Source organism: Streptomyces guryensis (assembly GCF_021261325.1).
GTDB classification, from domain to species: Bacteria; Actinomycetota; Actinomycetes; order Streptomycetales; family Streptomycetaceae; genus Streptomyces; species Streptomyces guryensis.
The window spans coordinates 57361-79939 of record NZ_JAJSBI010000026.1 but is presented as its reverse complement, the minus strand read 5'-3'; the positions used below and the strand labels follow the sequence as shown (position 1 = coordinate 79939).

Here is a 22579-nt window from a genome sequence, read left to right as displayed (position 1 = left end):
GTGGAACCCCCGGCTCAGACATCTGCCGCCCCGCCCGAACCGGCCGCTCCCGCAGCAGCCCCGGCGCCCGCCCCCGCGGCAGCCCAGCAGCCCCCGTCACCCCCGTCCGCTCCCGCTCCCGGCGCCTGGCCCACCGCGGCCACCGCGGGCGGCGGCAGACGCCCCGGTGGCTGGCCCACGGCCGCCCCCGCGGGCACCGGACAGCCCGCGCCCGCGCCCCCGCCCAGCGCACCGGCCCCGGCAGCCACCCCCCAGCCCGCCGCGTCGGCCGCCGGGTACGCGCCCCCGACCGGCGGCCTGGACCCCCGCATGCTCTGGCCGAACATCCTGGAGGCCGTCAAGAACCGCCGCCGCTTCACCTGGATCCTGCTCAGCCAGAACGCCCAGGTGGCAGGCTTCGACGGCACGACCCTCCAGCTCGGCTTCGTCAACGCGGGCGCCCGCGACAACTTCGCGAGCAGCGGCAGCGAGGACGTACTGCGCCAGGCGCTGGCCGAGCAGTTCAGCGTGCAGTGGAAGATCGAGGCGATCGTCGACCCGTCCGGCGGCTCGGCCCCTCCGCCACCCGCCGCCCCCTCCAACGGCGGCTACGGCGGAGGCGCCACCCCGGGCGGCTACGGCAACACCGGCGGCACGCCCACCCAGAGCCCGCCGTCCCCACCGCCCACCGCACCCGCCCCCACGTCACCGCCCCCGACGAACCGGCCCACCCCCGTCCCCCAGCCAGCGGCCCCGGAACCCCCACCCCCGGTCTCCCCCGAGGACGACATCCCCGAGGACGACGACCCCGACCTCAACGAATCGGCCCTCTCCGGCCACGAACTGATCGTGCGGGAGCTGGGCGCGACGGTCGTGGAGGAGTTCACGAACGAGTAGACCGCTCTTCTGGGCGCGGCTGCGTCTTTCGGGTGGGCCTGCTCTTCCGAGTGCGGCCTGTTTCTTTCGGGCGCGGGCCTGTCCTTCCGAGCGGGCCTGTCCTTCCCGGGCGACCTTGTTCTTCCGGGCGGAAGTGCTTCCAGGCGGAAGTGCTTCCAGGCGGGCCAGTTCTTTCGGTGGGAGTTCTTCCAGGCGGCGGACCTGCCCTCTCGGGTTCTGCTCTGGCCGCCGGGCACGGCATTTCAGCCCGTTCGGCGTTTGAGGACGAGGCCGTTCAGGCCGAAAGGCGGGGGGCTGGGGGCGGCAGCCCTCAGGTCCGGTCGCCCCACCACCGGGCCCGGTTTGGAGGAACGCACAGCTCACCACCCCCCTCCCACTCGGCACCCCGCACAAAACCCCCGTTAGGCTGACCCCCGTGAAGGTCCTCGTCATCGGTAGCGGCGCCCGCGAACACGCCCTGTGCCACTCCCTGTCCCTCGACCCCGACGTCACCGCGCTGCACTGCGCCCCCGGCAACGCCGGCATCGCGGAGGTCGCCGAGCTCCACCCGGTCGACGCGCTGGACGGCAAAGCCGTGTCCGCGCTGGCCGAACGGCTCGCCGCCGACCTCGTGGTCGTGGGCCCTGAGGCACCCCTCGTCGCCGGGGTCGCCGACGCCGTGCGCGAGGCGGGCATCCCGGTCTTCGGCCCCGCCAAGGAAGCCGCGCAGCTCGAAGGCTCCAAGGCCTTCGCGAAGGACGTCATGGCGGGAGCGGGGGTGCCCACCGCACGCTCGTACGTCTGCACGAACCCGGAAGAGGTCGACGAGGCCCTCGACGCCTTCGGTGCGCCCTACGTCGTCAAGGACGACGGGCTCGCCGCCGGCAAGGGCGTGGTCGTCACCAGCGACATCGAGGCGGCGAAGGCGCACGCGAACTCCTGCGAGCGTGTCGTCATCGAGGAGTTCCTGGACGGCCCCGAGGTCTCCCTCTTCGCCATCACCGACGGCGAGACGGTCGTCCCGCTCCAGCCCGCCCAGGACTTCAAGCGCGCACTCGACGGCGACGAGGGCCCGAACACCGGTGGCATGGGCGCGTACTCCCCGCTCCCGTGGGCCGACCCGAAGCTCGTCGAGGAGGTCATGCAGACCGTTCTGCAGCCGACCGTCGACGAGCTGCGCCGCCGCGGCACCCCCTTCTCCGGCCTCCTGTACGCCGGTCTCGCGATCACCTCGCGCGGCGTCCGGGTCATCGAGTTCAACGCCCGCTTCGGCGACCCCGAGACCCAGGTGGTGCTGGCCCGCCTGAAGACCCCGCTGGCCGGCGTCCTGCTCGCCGCCGCGAACGGCACCCTCGACGACCTGCCGCCCCTGCGCTGGAGCGACGACGCCGCGGTCACCGTGGTCGTCGCCTCGCACAACTACCCCGCCACCCCCCGCACCGGCGACCCCATCACCGGCCTCGACGAGGTGGCCGCCCAGGACGCCCCGCACGCCTACGTCCTGCATGCCGGCACCCGGCACGACGGTGACACGGTGGTCAGCGCCGGCGGCCGCGTCCTGTCCGTCACGGCGACCGGCAAGGACCTCACCGAGGCCCGCGACCGCGCGTACCGGGCCGTCTCCCGCATCCACCTCGACGGCTCCCAGCACCGCACGGACATCGCGGCCAAGGCGGCCCAGTACGCCTGACCCGCCGCGTCGCCCACACCCGCCGGCCAACAGCGTCCGCCCACACCCGCCGGCCAACCCATCGGGCCCCGGATCCGTCTAAGGATTCGGGGCCCGATCCTCGCTTTCCGTCATCCACCTCTCCCCAAAGCCATTCCATCGAGTGACCGATACCCCATCCGGCTGACGTGGGCCGGGGCCCCAACTAGGGTGCGGCGCAAGCGGTCCGGCACTTGGCCCACCGGCATTGCGATGTCAGTGGCGGGTGCCACAGTGGGGGAGTGAGCAACGCCAGGACAGCCGCGCAGCCAGGACAGCTTGGGAGGGGGTGAGGACCGGCCGTGACCGGTACCGGTATGGGTGTGGAGGCGGGCGCGCAGGCAGCGCGCTCGAGGGCCCTCGCCGTGCTGCGCATCCGCAGCAGGGCACTGGCCGTGGCGCTGCTGCCCGCGGCGGTCGCCGTGATCCTGCTGGCCGGCGGTTCCACGGACCACCTCGTGGGTCCGTTCTGGCACGCCGCCCGCTGGACCATGACCCCCGTCGCCCTCCTCGTGCTCCTCGCCGCGGGCGCCATCGCCCTGGTCGTCGCCCGCGCCCGCCCGGCCGTCAGTCCGACGGTTCCGATCGCCGAGGAGTCGGCCCCGGACCTGTACCGGATGGTGCGCGACCTCGCCGACCGGCTCGACGTCCCAGCCCCCTGCGCGATAGCGCTCACCCCGGACTGCGACAGCTGGCTGGAGGACCGCACCCATCCGGCGCACGGCCCGCCTCCTGCCGCGGACCGCGACGAGATAGCGGGCGTGCGAGGTGCCCACCGGCGCACCGCAGCCGCACCGGTCCTCGTCATCGGCTCCCCCTTCCTGTGGTGGATGCGCGTCGGCGAACTGCGCGCGGTCCTCGCTCCGGTCGTGGCCGGTACGGGGCCCTCCGCCCACCCGGACATAGCAGCGGCCCGCCGCTTCGTACGGGGCCTGGACGCGGCGGTGGCCGTCGCCTCGACGCCCGGCCGCTGTCCCCTGACCCGCGCGGTGTGCGCGAGCCTCGGCTGGGTGGCCCGTCTGCTGCTGCGCAGCTGCCGGGAGCACGCCGCGCAGATGGAGCGAGGCGTGGCGGCCGCGGCCTCCGAGCGTGCACAGGCTGTGGACTACGGCCTCAGGATCGTCGCCCAGGAACAGGTGGGCCTGGCCTACGCCGGCTGGGACCGCCTGCTGACCAGGGTCGCGCTGCCCGCCTGGCGGATGGGCCGCTGGCCTTCCCGCCTGGACGCGGGAGTGGTGGCGGCTCTCACGGAACTCTCGCGTCGCGACCGTCTGGCGGAGGGCTTCGCCTCCCGTCTGGGCGAGCGCCCTGCCTGCGACCTGCTGGAAGAGCCCGGCACGGTGGACGGGGCGGCCTCGCTCCTCGCCGCCCGCCTGTTCCACGGAGGACCCGCCGAGCCCGGCCCCGACTGGGCCCCGGTCGACTGGGACGAATACCCGGAGGAGGTCGTGGACCGCAAATGGCGCACCGACGCGGCCCGCCTCCACCGAGTCCTCGACACCCTGGGCGTCAGCTCCACCCCCGACCCAGCCGTCGAGCACCCCGACGGCCCCACCCTCTCCAGAATCCTCACCCACTTGTCGACCCCATCCCTCCCCCCGAACAAGCGGTCGGACGCCGACTGCGAGAACCCCTCACAGGGGCCACCCGCACCCGAAGACGAAACTGCCATGGATGGTGCGGGTGGGACCATCCAGGCCGAAGCCGAAGCCGAAGAACCGGAAGACGAACGCACCGCCACCCTCACCGCAGGCCTCACCGCCGAGCTCGCCCGTGAGGAAGCCACCGCCACCCCCGCGGAGCGGACCGATCCCGACACCGCCCTCTGGGACGACGCCACGCTCCCCCTCTTCCCGCTCCAACCCCCGAGAACAGCCCGCGAGTTGCTCGCCGACCACGTCACCGCGATGGTCTGCTGCGCCGCCATGGACACCGCAGGAGCGACCCCGGGCCTCGACTGGCTCGACGGCCCGTCCCTCCTCATCAACGGCGAACGGGCCACGGACCTGACCCCTCGCGTCCTCAGCCTCGTGGAGGACGGCGACCCGGCTCCCCTCCGGACCTGGCTGCTCGAATCCGGCATACGCCCCGAGAAGCCCGTCCGGCTTGTGTGACGGTCGCCGGTACCGGAATCCCGCATTCCACTTTCGGCCAATTCGCAACGAATAGTGACCACATGGGTGCGCAATGTGATGTGCTGGGACCGATCGAGCACATGGCAAGGGCTTGCGGCACAAGCCAGGGCACGCCACGGCCACAAGCCAGGCACGCCACACCATGCGACAGGCACACCACGCGACCGCGGGGGATCGAGGGAGGGGAGCGACCATGGGTCAGGAGCAGATCCGCCGCTGGGAATCCGGGGCGCTGGCGCATGCCGTGACCGACCCCTTCGGTCAGGGCCCCGTCCCCTGGCTCCGCGGCAGCGAGACGTACTTCGACGACACCGGTCACGTGGTCCCCTGGTACGTGGACGCCCCCCAGCAGCCACCCGCGGGCGAGCCGTCGAACGCCCCCCGCGTCCCGGCCCCGCGAGCCGCCGGCGGACCCCGCTCCGCGGACGACGTCCGCCGCCAGATCAAGGGCTTCATCTCCACCGGTGCCGTCGCCCCCGGCGAGGCCGTCGACTTCCACATCACGGTCGACCCGCCCCAGGAATTCAGCGTCGACATCTACCGCATCGGCCACTACGGCGGCGACGGCGCGGCCAAGATCACCACCAGCCCCCGCCTCTCCGGCATCGTCCAGCCCCCGCCGCTCGCCGCGGACCGCACCGTCTCCTGCCACCACTGGTGGCTCTCCTGGCGCCTGCAGATCCCGAGCTACTGGAGCATCGGCGCCTACGTCGCCGTACTCACCACCGTCGACGGCTACCGCTCCCACATCCCCTTCACGGTCCGCGACAACCACCCCGCGGACCTGCTTCTGCTCCTCCCCGACGTCACCTGGCAGGCGTACAACCTCTACCCGGAGGACGGCCGCACGGGCGCGAGCCTCTACCACGCCTGGGACGAACAGGGCCGTCTGCTCGGCGAGTCCGACGCCGCGACCACGGTCTCCTTCGACCGCCCGTACGCCGGAGCCGGCCTCCCCCTGCACGTCGGCCACGGCTACGACTTCATCCGCTGGGCCGAGCGCTACGGCTACGACCTGGCCTACGCCGACGCCCGCGACCTGCACGCCGGTCACGTGGACCCCACCCGCTACCGCGGCCTGGTCTTCCCGGGACACGACGAGTACTGGTCGGCCAACATGCGCCGCACGGTCGAACTCGCCCGCGAGCAGGGCACGTCCCTGGTCTTCCTCTCCGCCAACACCATGTACTGGCAGGTCGAGTTGGGCCCGTCCCCGTCCGGCGTCCCCGATCGCCTGCTGACCTGCCGCAAGCGCAAAGGCCCCGGCCGGCCGGTCCTCTGGCGCGAGATCGACCGCCCCGAGCAGCAACTGGTCGGCATCCAGTACGCGGGCCGGGTCCCCGACCCCCACCCCCTGATCGTCCGCAACGCCGACCACTGGTTGTGGGAGGCGACCGGCGCCCACGAGGGCGACGAGATCGAGGGCCTGGTCGCGGGCGAGGCGGACCGCTACTTCCCGCGCACCCCGCTCCCCGAGCACGAGGAGCGCATCCTGCTCGCCCACTCCCCGTACACCGACTCCGAGGGAGCCGTCCGCCACCAGGAGACATCCCTCTACCGAGCGCCCTCCGGCGCGCTGGTGTTCGCGTCCGGCACATTCGCCTGGTCCCCGTCCCTGGACCGTCCGGGCCACGTCGACACACGAGTGCAGCGCGCCACCGCCAACCTCCTGGACCGGATCTGCAAACGTGACTGAGCTCACGTAAGTCCACGTCACCGCCCCTTTCGAGTCCACCCCCCTCCAAGGGCGATCCCCGGCATACGGGAGAATCGAGCCACTTGGGCCCACCCGTCGCCCGCCACGCCCTATTCGGGCCCTACGGGCGACCCTTTGTCTTCAACCACGGGGAGGAACCGTGTCCGGATTCGTAGAGAAGCCCGAGCCGATCCAGGTTCCGGGCCTGGTTCACCTCCACACCGGCAAGGTGCGCGAGCTGTACCAGAACGAGGCCGGTGACCTCGTCATGGTCGCCAGCGACCGTATGTCCGCCTATGACTGGGTGCTGCCCACGGAGATCCCCGACAAGGGCCGCATCCTCACGCAGCTCTCCCTGTGGTGGTTCGACCAGCTCGCCGACCTGGTCCCCCACCACGTCCTGAGCACCGAACCGCCCCCCGGCGCCCCCGCCGACTGGGCGGGCCGCACCACGGTCTGCAAGTCCCTCCAGATGGTCCCGGTCGAGTGCGTGGCCCGCGGCTACCTCACCGGCTCGGGCCTGGTCGAGTACGACGACTCCCGCACCGTCTGCGGCCTGGCGCTGCCCGAGGGCCTGGTCGACGGCAGCGAACTCCCCGCACCGATCTTCACCCCGGCCACCAAGGCGGCCGTCGGCGAGCACGACGAGAACGTGTCGTACGAGGAAGTCGCCCGCCAGGTGGGAGCCGACACAGCCGCCCAGCTCCGCCAGGCGACCCTCGCCGTCTACTCCCGCGCCCGCGACATCGCCCGCGACCGCGGGATCATCCTCGCGGACACCAAGTTCGAGTTCGGCTTCGAGGGCGAGCAGCTGGTCATCGCGGACGAGGTCCTCACCCCGGACTCCTCCCGCTTCTGGCCTGCGGACCAGTGGCAGCCGGGCCGCGCGCAGCCCTCGTACGACAAGCAGTTCGTGCGCGACTGGCTGACCTCGCCGGCCTCCGGCTGGGACCGCAAGAGTGAGCAGCCCCCGCCGCCGCTGCCGGCACAGGTCGTGGACGCGACCCGGGCGAAGTACGTCGAGGCGTACGAGCGCCTGACGGGCACGAGCTGGTCGTAATGCGAAAGGCCCCCGGAGAACCGGGGGCCTTTCGAGAGAGAGCGGACGACGAGGCTCGAACTCGCGACCTCAACCTTGGCAAGGTTGCGCTCTACCAACTGAGCTACGTCCGCAGTGCGCCGTGGCGCGGAGCCAACTATACCCAACCCCGCTCCCGTGCGAGCCGCACCGCCGTATGACGGTTCTCGGCTCCGAGCTTGGAGACGGCCGACGACAGATAGTTCCGGACGGTCCCCTGTGACAGCGCGGCCCGCTCGGCGATCTCCGCGACGGGCGCCCCGTCGGCGGCGAGTTCCAGCACCTCCGCCTCCCGCACGGTCAGCGGAGAGTCGCCGGAGGCGATCGCGTCGGCGGCCAACTCGGGGTCGACGTAACGGTTCCCGGCATGCACGGTACGGATGATCTCCGCGAGCCGCTGCGCGCTCACCGTCTTCGGCACGAACCCCCGCACTCCTGCCGCGAGCGCCCGCTTCAGATGTCCGGGGCGGCCGTGACTGGTGACGATCAGCACCTGGCAGCCGGGCAGTTCGGCCCGCAGGGATGTGGCGACCTTCACACCGTCGGCGCCCGGCATCTGAAGATCGAGCACGGCCACATCCGGCTCGTGCGCCCGCGCCATCGCCAGCGCCTCGGGGCCGGACGCGGCCTCGGCAACGACCACGAGGTCGTCCTCCAGAGCGAGCAGGGCGGCGAGCGCGCCCCGGATCAGATGCTCGTCGTCGGCGAGCAGAAGCCGTACGGCGGCGGTCATGCCATGACCCCACTCACGCTCAGGGGCACCTCGGCCGTCACCCGGAACACATCCGTGCCGACACGGACGGCCTCCAGCGTCCCGCCCACCGCCGACAGCCGCTCCCGCAGCCCGGCCAGCCCGGACCCGCGGCCGGACACGGGAGCGGACGCCCCGTCGTTCTCCACGGTCAGCACCACACCTCTCTCGCCGGTCCTCAGCGCTATGTCACATCGCACCGCGTCCCCATGGCGCAGCACGTTCGTCGTCGCCTCCCGCACCACCCAGCCAAGGACCGACTGAACCCCGACGTCGAGCCCGCCGGCCTCCCCGCTCACCGCGCACCGGATCCCGGCCGCACTCAACACGCCCTGCGCACCCGCGAGTTCGACCCCGAGGTCGGCCTCCCGGTACCCCCGTACGACATCCCGCACCTCCCGCTGCGACTCCTGCGCGATCCGCTGCACCTCGATCATCTGGTCCACCGCCTCGGCCCGCCCGCGCCGCGCCAGCTGCACTGCCAGCTCGCTCTTCAGTGCGATGACGGCGAGATTCCGCCCCATCACGTCGTGCAGATCCCGCCCGAACCGCAGCCGCTCCTCGGCGACGGCGAGCCGGGCCTCGGCCTCCCGGGCCCGTTCCGCCTCCCAGAGCACGGACAGGGTCCAGGCGCCGCAACGGCTGGCGATCAGGGAGAGGGCCACCCCGAAACCGGTCAGTACGCCGATCATGACGATCCCGACGGGATCCGGATCGGCCCAGGCGAACGCGGCCATGAGCGCCACGGCGAGCACGGCGGACCGGCGCAGGAACACCCGTATGGAGGTGACCAGCCCGTACAGCAGACCGAAGGGCATCAGCGCGGCACCGATGACAAGCCTGATCGTCACCGGGTCGGCCCCGCCCAGCGCGGCAAGCGCCAGGGTCAGGGCCAGCGCGAGGCCCAGCAGGACGGCGGCGGGGCGCAGGGCGCGGAACGGGAGTTCGGCGCGGCCCAGGTAGTGGTCGAGTGCGGTCCGGGTGAGCCGGTTGGCCTCCACGCACTGCAGGGCGCTGACCAGGAGGAGCACGCTCGCGACGGCTACCGGCGCGGGCCGCCGCTCAAGTGCGCCCACCAGCGGCAGTGCCAGCCAGGACAGGGAGAAGACCCACGTCGTGACGTACCCGGTCACCACGGTCTGCAACTCGACCCGCTCGGCCTTGCTCCGATCCCGCCAGTGCCGCCGCTGCCACCCCCGTATCCGCCCGAACAACTCCGCTCCCCCGTCCGTCAGCGCCGTGGCTCCCACCGGAACCACCGCCGTACAGCAAACACCGCAAGCACGGTCCAGGCCAGGGCGGTCGTCACGGCGCCCAGTGCCTCGTACGCGCTCAGCTGTCCGGTCCAGCCGCCCCGGACCAGCCGGATCGCGGGGGAGAGCGGCAGCAGTTCGCACACGGAGCCCAGCCGGTGCGGCAGGACCTCCGTGGGGATCGCGATGCCCGAGCCCATCATCGACACCAGCACCAGCGGCATCGCGGTGACCTGGGCGCTCTCCACGGTCCTGGTGAAAGAAGCGGTCAGCGCACCGAGCGCGGCACACAGCACCAAGCCCGACAGCATGCCCAGGACGGTGAGATACGGAGCGCGGGGTGTCCCCGCGTCCAGCAGCACGGCGCAGCCGACGGAGAGCACGACGGCCTGCGCCAGGCCGATGCAGACGGCGGGCAGGGCGGTGCCGGTCAGGATCTCCACGTCGTCGAGTTCACCGGTGCGCAGCCGCTTGAGGACCAGTTCCTCGCGGCGGGCGACATAGGCGCTCACCAGGGCCGTGTACACGGCGAACAGGAAGGAGAACCCGACCGCGGCCGTCAGCGTCACCGTGCCGATGCTCAGCCCCTGCGCCTTGAGGTCGATCCGGTCGACCGCGGGCCGCACGCTGAACGGCAGCGCCAGCGGCATGAGCAGTGCCGTGACCACCGCACCGCGATTGCGTCCGAGCAGGGTGAGTTCGGCGCGGGCCAGTGCGCGAAGCCGCCGCCCGACGGGAGCAAGCGCGAGGGCGCTCATACCGCCACCCCCTGCTCCCGCGCGATCCCCAGGAACGTCTCCTCCAGCGAGGCCGACCGCACATCCAGCCCCCGCAGCTCCACCCGCGCCTCCTCGGCCCACACCAGCAGCCCCGTGGCCGCCCGCTGCAACTCCCGCGTCCGCAGCCGTACGACCTCGCCGTCCACCTCGTGCCCGCACACCCCGAGTTCCCCGAGCGGCGGCAGGTCCCCGAGGAGGTAGCCGTCGGGCAGCCGGAAGGAGATCCGTGAGGGCCGGCCGGCGGTCACCTCGGCCGGGGTGCCGGCGGCCGCGATACGCCCGTCGTGCAGGATCGCGATCCGGTCGGCGAGCCCCTCGGCCTCCTCCAGGTAGTGCGTGGTGAGCAGCACGGTGGTGCCGCCGTCGCGCAGCGCCCGCACCAACTCCCAGGTGTCCCGGCGCCCTTCGGCGTCGAGCCCGGTCGTGGGCTCGTCCAGGAACAGCACCTCGGGCTCGCCGAGCAGCGCGAGCGACAGGTCCAGCCGCCGCCGTTCACCCCCGGACAACTGCTTCACCCGTACGCCGGCCTTCTCCGTCAGCCCGACGAGCGCCAGCGCCTCCTGTTCGGGCCGCGCCCCGCTCACGCACCCCGCCCACATCCGCGCGGTCTCCGCGACGGTCAGCTCGGACGGAAATCCGCCCTCCTGCAACATCACCCCGACCCGTGGCCGTACGGCGGTCCGCTCCTCGTACGGGTCGTGGCCGAGCACCCGCACCCGTCCCCCGGCGGGCCGGGCGAGCCCCTCCAGCAGTTCGACGGTGGACGTCTTGCCCGCGCCGTTGGTGCCGAGCAGTGCGAAGATCTCGCCGCGGCCCACGGAGAAAGTGATTCCGCGCACCGCCTCGAACCCGCCCCCGTACACACGTCGCAGGTCAGTGACCTCAATCACGTGTTCGTGTTCGTTCGTGTCCATGACTTCAGCGTCCCGGCGACCGGGATCCGGCAGCAGTGCGCGCTGTCATCACTCGGCATGACAAATGTCAGAGGGGACCGGAGGGAGAGGCGCCGAACACGACGAAGGCCCCAGTCCTAAGACCGGGGCCTTCAATCAGAGCGGACGACGAGGCTCGAACTCGCGACCTCAACCTTGGCAAGGTTGCGCTCTACCAACTGAGCTACGTCCGCATTGCCTCCGACCGGCTCCCACCGATCGGCGCGAGCACCAGCCTACCTGATCCACAAGAGTGGTCCGGACCGGCGGTGCAGAGCGGGTGACAGGAATTGCACACTGCGCCTTCCCCCTGGAAGGGGGATGTTCTACTACTGAACTACACCCGCATGTACTCCGTGAGCCGGGCCTTTCGGCCTTGCCCCTCGGCGTGCTCCAGACTCTAGCTGACCAGGAGGGGTGCAGCGCAAGTCGGTTCTCCCGAGGGGCCGGTGACCGGTCGTCGGGCGGCGGCTACTGCGCCGCGCTGAACGCCTCGTAGACCTTCTTCGGGATCCGGCCGCGGGCCGGGACGTCCATCTTGTTGGCCTGCGCCCAGGCGCGGACGGCCGCCGGGTCGGGGGCAACCTCCGTCTGCCGGTACGTCCTGCCGGACTTCGACCGCTTGCGGCCGGCCTCCACGTACGGCGCGAGCGCCTTACGCAGTTTCTTGGCATTGGCTTGATTCAGGTCGATCTCGTACGACTTGCCGTCGAGTCCGAAGGCGATCGTTTCCGCCGCTTCCGAGCCGTCGATGTCGTCAGAGAGAGTGACCACGACCTTCTGCGCCACGAATATCGGTCCCTTCGTGCGGCACGCTGACAATTCATTTGTACAGTGCCCGACAATGCAATGTGAAGCCCGACTAAATCCTCCCGCGTGTCCGAGCGCAATAGGTTTCGGATGTCGATCCGGGATCTTTCCCGGAAATTTTCTGGAGCGACCGGCTGCCGCACCGGATCGTGACAGTCGTCACGTAGATTCCTACAAGTCGACGCGCGTAGAAATTTTGTGCAGGTAGTCTGAAACCACTGCAGGAACCTGCTCCGCACCACACCACCGGGAGTGCACGTGGCACGCGTCGTAGTCGACGTCATGCTCAAGCCGGAGATCCTCGACCCCCAGGGCCAGGCGGTGCAGCGCGCACTGCCGCGTCTGGGTTTCGAAGGCGTCTCCGACGTACGTCAGGGAAAGCGATTCGAACTGGAAGTTGACGGGCCGGTCGACGAGGCCGCCCTCGCCCGCATCCACGATCTTGCGGAATCCTTCCTCGCCAACACCGTGATCGAGGACTTCACCGTCAAGGTGGAGGAAGTCGCGGAGGCCGCGAAGTGACCGCTCGTATTGGCGTCGTCACTTTCCCGGGCAGCCTCGACGACCGGGACACCCAGCGTGCGATCCGCCTCGCGGGCGGCGAGCCGGTCGCCCTCTGGCACAAGGACAAGGACCTCCACCAGGTGGACGCGGTCGTCCTGCCCGGCGGTTTCTCCTACGGCGACTATCTGCGGGCCGGCGCCATCTCCCGCTTCTCTCCGGTGATGGAGACGGTCATCGAGCAGGCGAAGGCCGGCCTCCCGGTCCTCGGCATCTGCAACGGCTTCCAGATCCTCACCGAGGCCCACCTCCTCCCGGGCGGCATGCTAGGCAACGACCACCTGCACTTCATCTGCCGCGACCAGAAGCTGCGGGTGGAGAACGCGGCCACCTCCTGGACCAGCGACTACAGCGAGGGCCAGGAGATCTTCATCCCGCTGAAGAACATGGACGGCCGGTACGTCGCCGACGAGTACACCCTCGACAAGCTCGAGGCGGAGGGCCGCGTCGCCTTCCGGTACGTCGCCCGCGACGGAGTCGCTGATGAACGCGGCAACCCGAACGGCTCGCTCCGCGACATCGCCGGCATCACCAACGAGGCCGGCAACGTCGTAGGGCTCATGCCGCACCCCGAGCACGCTGTGGAGCCCCTCATCGGGTCCGGCCGCACCGACGGCCTTCCCTTCTTCACCTCGATCCTCAAGAAGCTGGTCAACGCATGAGCCGGACGCCTCTGGACACGGTCGAGCACGCGGCCGCGACCCCCGACGTCGAGCTGCCCTGGGCCGAACTCGGCCTGAAGAAGGACGAGTACGAGCGGGTCGTGGAGATCCTCGGCCGTCGGCCCACCGGCGCCGAGCTCGCCATGTACTCCGTCATGTGGTCCGAGCACTGCAGCTACAAGTCGTCGAAGGTGCACCTGCGCCAGTTCGGCGAGAAGGCCCCGCAGAGCGACGCGCTGCTGGTGGGCATCGGTGAGAACGCGGGCGTGGTCGACGTCGGCCAGGGCTACGCGGTCACCTTCAAGGTCGAGTCGCACAACCACCCGTCGTACGTCGAGCCCTACCAGGGCGCGGCCACCGGTGTCGGCGGCATCGTCCGCGACATCATCGCGATGGGCGCGCGGCCGGTCGCGGTCGTGGACCCGCTGCGCTTCGGCGCGGCCGACCACCCCGACACCAAGCGCGTGCTCCCCGGCGTCGTCGCCGGCATCGGCGGCTACGGCAACTGCCTGGGCCTGCCGAACATCGGCGGCGAGGTCGTCTTCGACGCCTGCTATCAAGGCAACCCGCTGGTCAACGCCGGTGCCATCGGTGTGATGCGGCACGAGGACATCCACCTGGCGAAGGCGTCCGGCGCGGGCAACAAGGTCATCCTGTACGGGGCCCGTACGGGCGGCGACGGCATCGGCGGCGCGTCGATCCTGGCGAGCGAGACCTTCGACGACGCCAAGCCGTCGAAGCGCCCCGCGGTCCAGGTCGGCGACCCCTTCCAGGAGAAGCTCCTGATCGAGTGCACCCTGGAGGCCTTCAAGGAGAAGCTGGTCGTCGGCATCCAGGACCTGGGCGCGGCCGGTCTGTCGTGCGCGACGAGCGAGCTCGCCTCCAACGGCTCCGGCGGCATGCGCGTGACCCTGGACGACGTACCGCTGCGCGACTCCACGCTCTCGCCCGAGGAAATCCTCATGAGCGAGTCGCAGGAACGCATGTGCGCGGTCGTGGAGCCGGCGAAGGTCGAGCGGTTCCTGGAGATCTGCGACAAGTGGGACGTCATCGCGACCGTCATCGGTGAGGTCACCGACGGCGACCGGCTTGAGATCTTCTGGCACGGCGGCAAGATCGTCGACGTCGACCCGCGGACCGTGGCGCACGACGGCCCGGTCTACGAGCGCCCGTACGCCCGCCCGTCCTGGCAGGACGAGCTCCAGGCCGACGACGCCAACAAGCTTGCGCGGCCCGGGAGTTCGGCCGAGCTGAAGGACCAGGTCCTGAAGCTGGTGGCCTCGCCCAACCAGGCCTCCAAGAAGTGGATCACGTCCCAGTACGACCACTTCGTGCAGGGCAACACGGTGCTGGCCCAGCCCGAGGACTCGGGCATGATCCGCATCGACGAGGAGTCCGGCCTGGGCGTCGCCATCGCGACCGACGGCAACGGCCGGTACGCCAAGCTCGACCCGTACGCGGGCGCGCAGCTGGCCCTCTCGGAGGCGTACCGGAACGTCGCCACGACCGGCGCCAAGCCGCTCGCCGTCTCCGACTGCCTGAACTTCGGCTCGCCCGAGGACCCGGCCGTCATGTGGCAGTTCGCGGAGGCCATCCGCGGTCTCGCCGACGCCTGCCAGCAGCTCGGCACTCCCGTGACCGGCGGCAACGTCTCGCTCTACAACCAGACGGGCGAGGTGGCCATCCACCCGACCCCCGTGGTCGCGGTCCTGGGCGTCATCGACGATGTCGCCCGCCGCACACCGGTCGCCTTCCAGGAGGAGGGGCAGTTGCTCTACCTCCTCGGCGACACCCGCGAGGAGTTCGGCGGTTCGGCATGGTCGCAGGTCGTGCACGACCACCTCGGTGGCCTGCCGCCCAAGGTCGACCTGGAGCGCGAGCGCCTGCTCGCCGAGATCCTGATCTCGGCTTCCCGCGACGGCATGATCGACTCCGCGCACGACCTGTCCGACGGCGGTCTGATCCAGGCGGTCGTGGAGTCGGCGCTGCTCGGCGGCAAGGGCGCGCGTCTGGTCGTACCGGACGGGCTCGACGCGTTCACCTTCCTCTTCTCCGAGTCGGCGGGCCGCGCGGTGGTCGCCGTGCCGCGCTCCGAGGAGGTCCGCTTCAACGACATGTGCGGTGCACGGGGTCTGCCCGTCACGCGTATCGGTGTCGTGGACGGGGAGTCGGTCGAGCTCCAGGGCGAGTTCGAGCTGTCCCTGGCCGAGCTGCGCGAGGCGCACGAGGGGACGATCCCGGCGCTGCTCGCGTAGGCGGTCTTACGACGGTGAAGGCCCCGCCCGGATTCACGTTTCCGGGCGGGGCCTTCTCGGCTTGTCGGGCGTTCAGCGGACGTAGTTCTTGAGGATCTCCGTGTCCAACTCGATGTCGATGGGGCCCGGTACGGACACCTTCTCGCCGAACTTCGAGGTCTGGATGCTGCGGTAGCCGCCGACCTGCCGGTCCGGGTTGCTGTGCACCGTGACCGTGCAGGAGTCCCGGTCGATCAGGAGGTACAGGGGGATCCCGGCCTGCCCGTACGCGGTCGGCTTCTCGTGCCGGTCGCGTCGGTCGGTGTCCGAGTCGTACGAGGTGACCTCGACGACCATGAGCGCGCCGTCCGGGTCGGCCCACTCACCCTGCCCTGCGAAGTGGGCCTCCGGCACGAGCACCGCATCCGGTTTCACCCTGCCTTCCCGATACGCCTCTACCCTGAGCCCTCGGCCCTGGTACAGGTCCAGGTCAGGCCTGGTCTGCATACAGCGCCGGGCCAGCCAGGTGACGATAGTGTCGTGGTCTCCGTCCGCCACCTTCTTGACTCCGATCCGTCCGTTGATGAACTCCAACGTGACGGTCTCGGGAGCGGCGGAGGCGATCGTTTCGAACTCCTCCACCGACATCTGAGACGCGCGCTCGGCCATAACCGTCATGTTGCACCCCCTTCCAGGCGAAGGCCAGTGTTGACTGGTCCCGGCGGCGCGGGGCGGGTTTTTCCGGTGATCACTCGCACGGGTGATCACCTCCCTTTCACCACTGGGCGATCCCCCGAGTTCGGATCTACCCCCTGACCACGAGCCTGGCTCGACTCGGCGGTCTCCCATAGGCTCACCGACATGCCCCCGGCCAAGAAGCGCGCCCGTACCTATGACCCCACCAAGATCCGCAAGGCCGTGCTGGCCCAGTTCGGGAACGTCCGGGAGGCCGTGCGCACCCTGACCCCCGAGCAGCTGGCCGGGCCCACCCGGCTCGGCGCGTGGACCGTGCGGGAGCTGGTCGCGCACATCGGGATGGCGGTGACGGCCGTACACCGGTCGCTCGACAGGGCGGAGCCCGCCAAGCAGGACGCCGTGCTGCTCGACTGGGCCTTCGCCACCGCCGCCAACTCCGCGGCCATCGACGACTTCACCCGCCGGATCGCCGAACAGCACACCGACCTCGTCGCCTACCTCGCCGACATCGAGGAGAGCTTCGGCCGGCTGCTCGACGAGCACCCCGGCAGCCGGCTCCTGGAGACCAACGTCGGCGCCCTGCCCCTCGCCGACTACGTCGTCACCCGCACCGTGGAGCTCGTCGTCCACACCGATGACCTGAACGCCGCCGTGCCGGGACTGGAGGTGCCGTACGACCGCCAGGCGCTCGCCGCCTGCACCCGGCTGCTCGCCGACGCCCTGGCCGCGAAGGCACCCGGCGGCTCCACCGAGGTGCGGATCCCGCCGTACGCCGTCGTCCAGTGCATCGAGGGCCCCCGGCACACCCGCGGCACTCCGCCGAGCGTCGTCGAGAGCGACCCGTTGACCTGGATCCGGCTCGCGACCGGGCGCGTGACCTGGGCGGACGCGGTCCAGGATGCCCAGGTCAGCGCCAGTGGGGAACGGGCGGACCTGAGCGGGCTGCTGCCGCTGATGAGGTGAACGGGCGGAACCGGACCCCCGTCCCTCCCGTCCCATCGGCATGGACAAACAGCGACTCACCCTCGCCGTCCTGACCGTGCTCCCGCTCGTGATGGCGTGCGGAAGCGACACGGGCAGCGCATCCGTCGCGTCGGAGGTCTCCGGCGTCCACTGGAAGGTCGACAGCGTCACCGTGGACGGCACCACCCGGCGCGCTCCGGCCGACGCCGACCTCCGGATCCGCGCGGACGGAACCGCCGTGGGCAACTACGGCTGCAACGAGTTCGGCGCGAAGGCCGCCTTCAAGGACCACCGCGTCGAACTGACGAACGCCCGCCAGACCCTGATGGCCTGCGAGCCGCGCCGCATGGCCTTCGAACGGGCCCTCGCGGCCACCCTCACCGACCACTCGCTCACGGTCCGGACCAAGGGCGACGGCCTGACGCTCACCACCCACGACGGCGACCGCATCCGGCTGACCAAGGAGAGGGACGCCCCTCTGTACGGGACGAAGTGGACGATCACGGCAGTCGGCGACAGCAACGGCACGGCGACCGGCCTGCCCCGGCAGCAGACGGCGTCGGCGTACCTCACCTTCGACAAGAAGTCCGGCAAGGTCACCGGCCGCCTCGGCTGCAACCACGCCACCGCGAAGGCCACGGTCCGCGACGGACATATCACCCTGGGCGCCCCGTCCACCACACGAATGATGTGCGACACCTCACTCATGCATACGGAGAAGAGCCTCCTGCGCCTCTTCGACGGCACCGTGAGCTATGGGTTGGATCAGCAAACCCTCACGCTGACCAGCGCAAACGGAGAAACCGCCAAGGCGGTCGCCGAGCGGTGATCCATTAGCGGCAGGTATCCCCAATTCGGACCAGTGGTCGATCTCGCCTACACTCGGAGCCGTGCCACGTGGTGACGGTCGACTCAATCATGATCTGCTCCCCGGTGAGAAGGGCCCCCAGGACGCCTGCGGCGTCTTCGGAGTCTGGGCTCCCGGTGAAGAGGTCGCCAAGCTCACTTACTTCGGGCTCTACGCCCTCCAGCATCGGGGCCAGGAATCCGCGGGAATCGCGGTCAGCAACGGCTCCCAGATCCTCGTCTTCAAGGACATGGGCCTCGTTTCCCAGGTCTTCGACGAGACCTCGCTCGGTTCGCTCCAGGGTCATATCGCGGTCGGACACGCCCGCTACTCGACCACCGGCGCCTCCGTGTGGGAGAACGCCCAGCCGACGTTCCGCGCCACCGCGCACGGCTCCATCGCGCTCGGCCACAACGGCAACCTTGTCAACACGGCGCAGCTCGCCGAGATGGTCGCCGACCTCCCGAAGAAGGAGGGCGGCCGCACCCCGCGGGTGGCGGCCACCAACGACACCGACCTGCTGACGGCCCTGCTCGCCGCCCAGGAGGACGCGGACGGCAAGCCCCTGACCATCGAGGAGGCCGCCCACACGGTCCTCCCGAAGGTGCGCGGCGCCTTCTCCCTCGTCTTCATGGACGAGCACACCCTCTACGCGGCCCGCGACCCGCAGGGCATCCGCCCGCTGGTCCTCGGCCGCCTGGAGCGCGGCTGGGTCGTCGCCTCCGAGTCCGCCGCCCTCGACATCTGCGGCGCGAGCTACGTCCGCGAGATCGAGCCGGGCGAGTTCGTGGCCATCGACGAGAACGGCCTGCGTACCTCTCGATTCGCGGAAGCGAAGCCCAAGGGCTGTGTCTTCGAGTACGTGTACCTGGCCCGCCCCGACACCGACATCGCCGGCCGGAACGTGTACCTGTCCCGTGTGGAGATGGGCCGCAAGCTCGCCAAGGAAGCCCCGGTCGACGCCGACCTCGTCATAGCGACCCCGGAGTCCGGCACCCCGGCCGCCATCGGCTACGCGGAGGCCTCCGGCATCCCCTTCGGCGCGGGTCTCGTGAAGAACGCGTACGTCGGCCGGACCTTCATCCAGCCCTCCCAGACGATCCGCCAGCTCGGCATCCGTCTGAAGCTGAACCCGCTGAAGGAAGTCATCAAGGGCAAGCGCCTGGTCGTCGTCGACGACTCGATCGTGCGTGGCAACACCCAGCGCGCCCTGGTCCGCATGCTCCGCGAGGCGGGCGCCGACGAGGTCCACATCCGGATCTCGTCGCCGCCCGTGAAGTGGCCGTGCTTCTTCGGCATCGACTTCGCCACCCGCGCCGAGCTCATCGCCAACGGCATGACGATCGACGAGATCGGCACCTCGCTGGGCGCCGACTCCCTGGCGTACATCTCCATCGACGGCATGATCGAGGCGACCACCATCGCCAAGCCGAACCTGTGCCGCGCCTGCTTCGACGGTGAGTACCCGATGGAGCTCCCCGACCCCGAGCTGCTCGGCAAGCAGCTCCTGGAGACGGAGCTGGCGGCCGGCCCGGCCGCCACGGCCGCGGCCGACGCGATCCGCCGCCCGTAAGACGTCCCGTGCTGTGCGTTCTGCAAAGAACGCCTGCCGTACGACACGAAAGTTCTCATAGCCATGTCTGAGACAACTGGTGCCAGCTACGCAGCCGCGGGCGTCGACATCGAAGCGGGCGACCGCGCCGTGGAGCTCATGAAGGAGTGGGTGAAGAAGACGCAGCGCCCCGAGGTCCTCGGCGGCCTCGGCGGATTCGCCGGCCTCTTCGACGCCTCCGCCCTCAAGCGCTTCGAGCGTCCCCTCCTCGCCTCCGCCACCGACGGCGTGGGCACCAAGGTCGACATCGCGCGCCAGCTGGGCGTGTACGACACCATCGGCCACGACCTGGTCGCGATGGTCATGGACGACATCGTGGTGTGCGGCGCCGAGCCGCTGTTCATGACCGACTACATCTGCGTCGGCAAGGTCCACCCCGAGCGGGTCGCCGCGATCGTCAAGGGCATCGCGGAGGGCTGTGTGCTGGCCGGCTGCGCGCTCGTGGGCGGCGAGACGGCCGAACACCCCGGACTGCTCGGTCCGGACGACTTCGACGTCGCCGGCGCCGGTACGGGTGCGGTGGAGGCCGACCGGCTGCTGGGCCCGGATCGCATTCGTACGGGTGACACGGTGATCGCCATGGCGGCCTCCGGGCTTCACTCGAACGGGTACTCGCTCGTCCGGCACGTCCTGCTGAACCAGGCGGGCCTGTCGCTGGAGGCGCGGATCGAGGAGCTCGGCCGTACCCTCGGCGAGGAGCTGCTGGAGCCGACGAAGATCTACTCGCTGGACTGCCTGGCGCTGACCCGCACCACCGAGGTGCACGCGTTCAGCCATGTCACGGGAGGTGGCCTCGCCGCGAACCTCGCCCGCGTCATCCCGGACGGTCTGCACGCGATCGTCGACCGCTCCACCTGGACCCCGGCCCCGGTCTTCGACCTCGTCGGCAGGACGGGTCAGGTCGAGCGCCTGGAGCTGGAGAAGACCCTCAACATGGGCGTGGGCATGATCGCCATCGTCCCAGAGGGGTCCACGGACGTGGCCCTGGCGACGCTGGCCGACCGCGGGGTCGAGGCATGGGTCGCCGGTGAGATCACGGACCGCGGCGACCACGGGACGGGCGCGGCACTGGTCGGCGACTACAGCGCCTGACGATCCCGACAGCAGCACAAAACCCGGTCCGGTGGTGTGGATCACTCCCGGACCGGGTCAAGCACTGCTGGGTGCGTCAAGCGCCGCGGCGATGTTGCGACGTGGGGCCGGACTCGTCGTCCTCGTCCTCATCGTCGTCGTTGTAGAGATCCGCGTACTGGGAGTACGGGTCGTCTTCCTCGTCGTCGTCCTCGAACGGCTCGCCATTCGGCGGCTGGCTCGAAGTCGAAGCGCCCAGCTCATTGGCCAGACGCGACAGGTCAGTCCCGCCGCTGCTGTACTTCAGCTGGCGGGCGACCTTCGTCTGCTTGGCCTTTGCCCGGCCGCGCCCCATGGCTCGACCCCCTCGAATACGGGGCTCGGTGGCCCCAGAGTCTTGACACGCGTTCATGATCTGGAACGGGCTCTCCGTGGAGAGACCCGTCCGTAGGGCTTCCACGGTACCTGAGCCCGCGCCCATACGGTACGTCGCCCGCAGGACGGGCCCGGGTCCAGGACCCTCGGGGCGCCCCGTCCCCGCTGGTCAACCGCGATTTTAACCACTTCTCGACAGGCGACCCGCCGACGAACGTGAGAGTTCTCTCTAAGTGTGCGCCGACGGGTACCGGCCAAACCTTCCGAAGGTCAGAGACTGCGCCCGGCGACCGCCTCGTGCATCCGCTGCTCGGCGATCCGGTCGGCCGCGGCGGCCGGCGGAATCCCATCCGCCTTCGCACGTGCGAATATGGCCAGCGTGGTGTCGAAGATCTTCGCCGCCTTCGCCTTGCACCGCTCGAAGTCGAACCCGTGCAGCTCGTCGGCGACCTGGATGACACCGCCGGCGTTCACCACGTAGTCCGGCGCGTAGAGGATCCCGCGGTCGGCGAGGTCCTTCTCGACGCCCGGGTGGGCGAGCTGGTTGTTGGCGGCGCCGCAGACGACCGTCGCGGTCAGCGCGGGCACGGTGTCGTCGTTGAGCGCTCCGCCGAGCGCGCAGGGGGCGTAGATGTCCAGACCCTCGGCGCGGATCAGGGTCGCGGTGTCGGCGACGGCGCTGACGCCCTTCGGGTGCGCGGCGAGGATCCGTCCCACGGCCTCCTCGCGCACATCGGTGATGACGACCTCGGCGCCCTCGTCCCGCAGATGCGTCACGAGGTGGTGGCCGACCTTCCCGACGCCCGCGATGCCGACCTTGCGGCCGCGCAGCGAGGGGTCGCCCCACAGGTGCTGGGCGCTGGCGCGCATGCCCTGGTAGACGCCGAAGGCGGTGAGGACGGAGGAGTCGCCGGCGCCGCCGTTCTCCGGGGAGCGCCCGGTCGTCCAGCGGCACTCACGGGCCACGACGTCCATGTCGGCGACGTACGTACCGACGTCGCAGGCGGTGACGTACCGGCCGCCGAGCGAGGCCACCATCCGCCCGTAGGCGAGCAGCAGTTCCTCGGTCTTGTCCCGGTCCGGGTCGCCGATGATCACGGCCTTGCCGCCGCCGTGGTCGAGACCGGCCATGGCGTTCTTGTACGACATGCCGCGCGCGAGGTTGAGGGCGTCGGCGACGGCCTCCGCCTCGGTCGCGTAGGGGTAGAAGCGCGTACCGCCGAGCGCGGGGCCCAGGGCGGTGTTGTGGATGGCGATGACGGCCTTGAGGCCGCTGGCGCGGTCCTGGCAGAGCACGACTTGCTCATGTCCGCCCTGGTCCGAGTGGAACAGGGTGTGCAGTACATCAGCAGGTGCGCCGGTTACGTCGGTCACTGTGGTGACTCCTGAGTAGCTAGCGGCGGTTGGAGACCAGCTCCCGTGCGGGTGGCGGGTGCTGTGAGCATGAGATTAGAGCCTGGGCGCCCCGGCCACCGCGCAGTGCTCAGGATCACCCACTCGCGGAGTACGGCCGTGCGACGATTTGCATAGATTTCCCGCGCGTTTGTGAGCGGGTTCCGCA

General features: G+C 70.6%; 19 protein-coding genes, 3 tRNA genes and 1 pseudogene. 12 read left to right on the top strand and 11 right to left on the bottom strand.

Annotation, left to right across the window (positions count from 1 at the left end):
* From LJ657_RS37185 to LJ657_RS37165, 5 genes and pseudogenes are all read left to right on the top strand, one after another.
* A pseudogene (locus LJ657_RS37185) lies at positions 1–826 on the top strand (hypothetical protein); the annotation flags it as partial.
* A gap of 465 nt (positions 827–1291) precedes the next feature.
* Positions 1292–2545, top strand: a complete 1254-nt coding sequence (gene purD / locus LJ657_RS37180) for a phosphoribosylamine--glycine ligase (RefSeq protein WP_232653368.1) — start codon at positions 1292–1294, stop codon at positions 2543–2545.
* A 335-nt stretch (positions 2546–2880) separates the two neighbouring features.
* Positions 2881–4677: a M48 family metalloprotease gene (locus LJ657_RS37175; protein ID WP_232653556.1), complete on the top strand. Its 1797-nt coding sequence runs from the start codon at positions 2881–2883 to the stop codon at positions 4675–4677.
* Positions 4678–4891: 214 nt separating this feature from the next.
* Positions 4892–6394 carry a N,N-dimethylformamidase beta subunit family domain-containing protein gene (locus LJ657_RS37170; protein ID WP_232653366.1) on the top strand — a complete coding sequence of 501 codons (1503 nt, stop codon included), beginning with the start codon at positions 4892–4894 and terminating at the stop codon, positions 6392–6394.
* Positions 6395–6554: 160 nt separating this feature from the next.
* Entirely contained in the window at positions 6555–7454 is a 900-nt protein-coding gene (locus LJ657_RS37165; protein ID WP_232653365.1) for a phosphoribosylaminoimidazolesuccinocarboxamide synthase, read from the top strand.
* A 40-nt stretch (positions 7455–7494) separates the two neighbouring features.
* On the opposite strand, the gene LJ657_RS37160 is transcribed toward LJ657_RS37165, so the two are convergent.
* The 8 genes from LJ657_RS37160 to LJ657_RS37125 form a co-directional block, all read right to left on the bottom strand.
* A tRNA-Gly gene (locus LJ657_RS37160) sits at positions 7495–7567 on the bottom strand.
* 23 nt (positions 7568–7590) lie between these two features.
* Positions 7591–8205, bottom strand: coding sequence for a response regulator transcription factor (locus LJ657_RS37155; protein ID WP_232653363.1), 615 nt, complete (start codon positions 8203–8205; stop codon positions 7591–7593).
* Positions 8202–9473 carry a sensor histidine kinase gene (locus LJ657_RS37150; protein WP_232653361.1) on the bottom strand — a complete coding sequence of 424 codons (1272 nt, stop codon included), beginning with the start codon at positions 9471–9473 and terminating at the stop codon, positions 8202–8204. The genes LJ657_RS37155 and LJ657_RS37150 overlap by 4 nt, the downstream gene beginning before the upstream one ends.
* Positions 9455–10234, bottom strand: coding sequence for an ABC transporter permease (locus LJ657_RS37145; RefSeq protein WP_232653359.1), 780 nt, complete (start codon positions 10232–10234; stop codon positions 9455–9457). The genes LJ657_RS37150 and LJ657_RS37145 overlap by 19 nt, the downstream gene beginning before the upstream one ends.
* Positions 10231–11169 carry an ABC transporter ATP-binding protein gene (locus LJ657_RS37140; RefSeq protein WP_232653358.1) on the bottom strand — a complete coding sequence of 313 codons (939 nt, stop codon included), beginning with the start codon at positions 11167–11169 and terminating at the stop codon, positions 10231–10233. Before LJ657_RS37140 ends, LJ657_RS37145 begins: the two co-directional genes overlap by 4 nt.
* A 139-nt stretch (positions 11170–11308) precedes the next feature.
* Positions 11309–11381 (bottom strand) — tRNA-Gly (locus tag LJ657_RS37135).
* Positions 11382–11462: 81 nt separating this feature from the next.
* Positions 11463–11534: transfer RNA gene (locus tag LJ657_RS37130), tRNA-Gly, on the bottom strand.
* A gap of 124 nt (positions 11535–11658) precedes the next feature.
* Positions 11659–11976: a histone-like nucleoid-structuring protein Lsr2 gene (locus tag LJ657_RS37125; protein ID WP_232653356.1), complete on the bottom strand. Its 318-nt coding sequence runs from the start codon at positions 11974–11976 to the stop codon at positions 11659–11661.
* Positions 11977–12255: 279 nt separating this feature from the next.
* Here LJ657_RS37125 and purS point away from each other — a divergent pair, with 279 nt between their 5' ends.
* From purS to purL, 3 genes are read left to right on the top strand one after another with little or no spacing between them, the layout of a single operon-like run.
* On the top strand, positions 12256–12519 hold the full coding sequence (purS, locus tag LJ657_RS37120) for a phosphoribosylformylglycinamidine synthase subunit PurS (protein WP_030620556.1): 264 nt from the start codon (positions 12256–12258) through the stop codon (positions 12517–12519).
* Positions 12516–13220 (top strand): phosphoribosylformylglycinamidine synthase subunit PurQ, encoded by a 705-nt coding sequence (gene purQ / locus LJ657_RS37115; protein ID WP_232653354.1) that lies wholly within the window; start codon positions 12516–12518, stop codon positions 13218–13220. The genes purS and purQ overlap by 4 nt, the downstream gene beginning before the upstream one ends.
* Entirely contained in the window at positions 13217–15475 is a 2259-nt protein-coding gene (purL, locus tag LJ657_RS37110) for a phosphoribosylformylglycinamidine synthase subunit PurL (RefSeq protein WP_232653352.1), read from the top strand. Before purQ ends, purL begins: the two co-directional genes overlap by 4 nt.
* Before the next feature lie 72 nt (positions 15476–15547).
* Here purL and LJ657_RS37105 read toward each other — a convergent pair whose 3' ends face one another.
* On the bottom strand, positions 15548–16132 hold the full coding sequence (locus LJ657_RS37105) for a Uma2 family endonuclease (protein WP_232653350.1): 585 nt from the start codon (positions 16130–16132) through the stop codon (positions 15548–15550).
* Between the two features lie 183 nt (positions 16133–16315).
* On the opposite strand from LJ657_RS37105, the gene LJ657_RS37100 reads away from it, so the two are divergent.
* From LJ657_RS37100 to purM, 4 genes are all read left to right on the top strand, one after another.
* A complete protein-coding gene (locus tag LJ657_RS37100; protein WP_232653348.1) occupies positions 16316–17113 on the top strand; it encodes a maleylpyruvate isomerase family mycothiol-dependent enzyme in 798 nt (265 codons plus the stop codon).
* A 40-nt stretch (positions 17114–17153) separates the two neighbouring features.
* Entirely contained in the window at positions 17154–17942 is a 789-nt protein-coding gene (locus LJ657_RS37095) for an META domain-containing protein (protein ID WP_232653346.1), read from the top strand.
* A 61-nt stretch (positions 17943–18003) separates the two neighbouring features.
* Entirely contained in the window at positions 18004–19533 is a 1530-nt protein-coding gene (gene purF, locus LJ657_RS37090; protein WP_232653344.1) for an amidophosphoribosyltransferase, read from the top strand.
* Positions 19534–19596: 63 nt separating this feature from the next.
* Entirely contained in the window at positions 19597–20664 is a 1068-nt protein-coding gene (gene purM, locus LJ657_RS37085) for a phosphoribosylformylglycinamidine cyclo-ligase (protein WP_232653342.1), read from the top strand.
* Between the two features lie 76 nt (positions 20665–20740).
* On the opposite strand, the gene LJ657_RS37080 is transcribed toward purM, so the two are convergent.
* Both LJ657_RS37080 and LJ657_RS37075 read right to left on the bottom strand, forming a co-directional pair.
* Entirely contained in the window at positions 20741–20998 is a 258-nt protein-coding gene (locus LJ657_RS37080; protein ID WP_232653340.1) for a DUF3073 domain-containing protein, read from the bottom strand.
* Between the two features lie 290 nt (positions 20999–21288).
* Positions 21289–22392 (bottom strand): Leu/Phe/Val dehydrogenase, encoded by a 1104-nt coding sequence (locus LJ657_RS37075; protein ID WP_232653338.1) that lies wholly within the window; start codon positions 22390–22392, stop codon positions 21289–21291.
* Between the last annotated feature and the right edge of the window lie 187 nt (positions 22393–22579).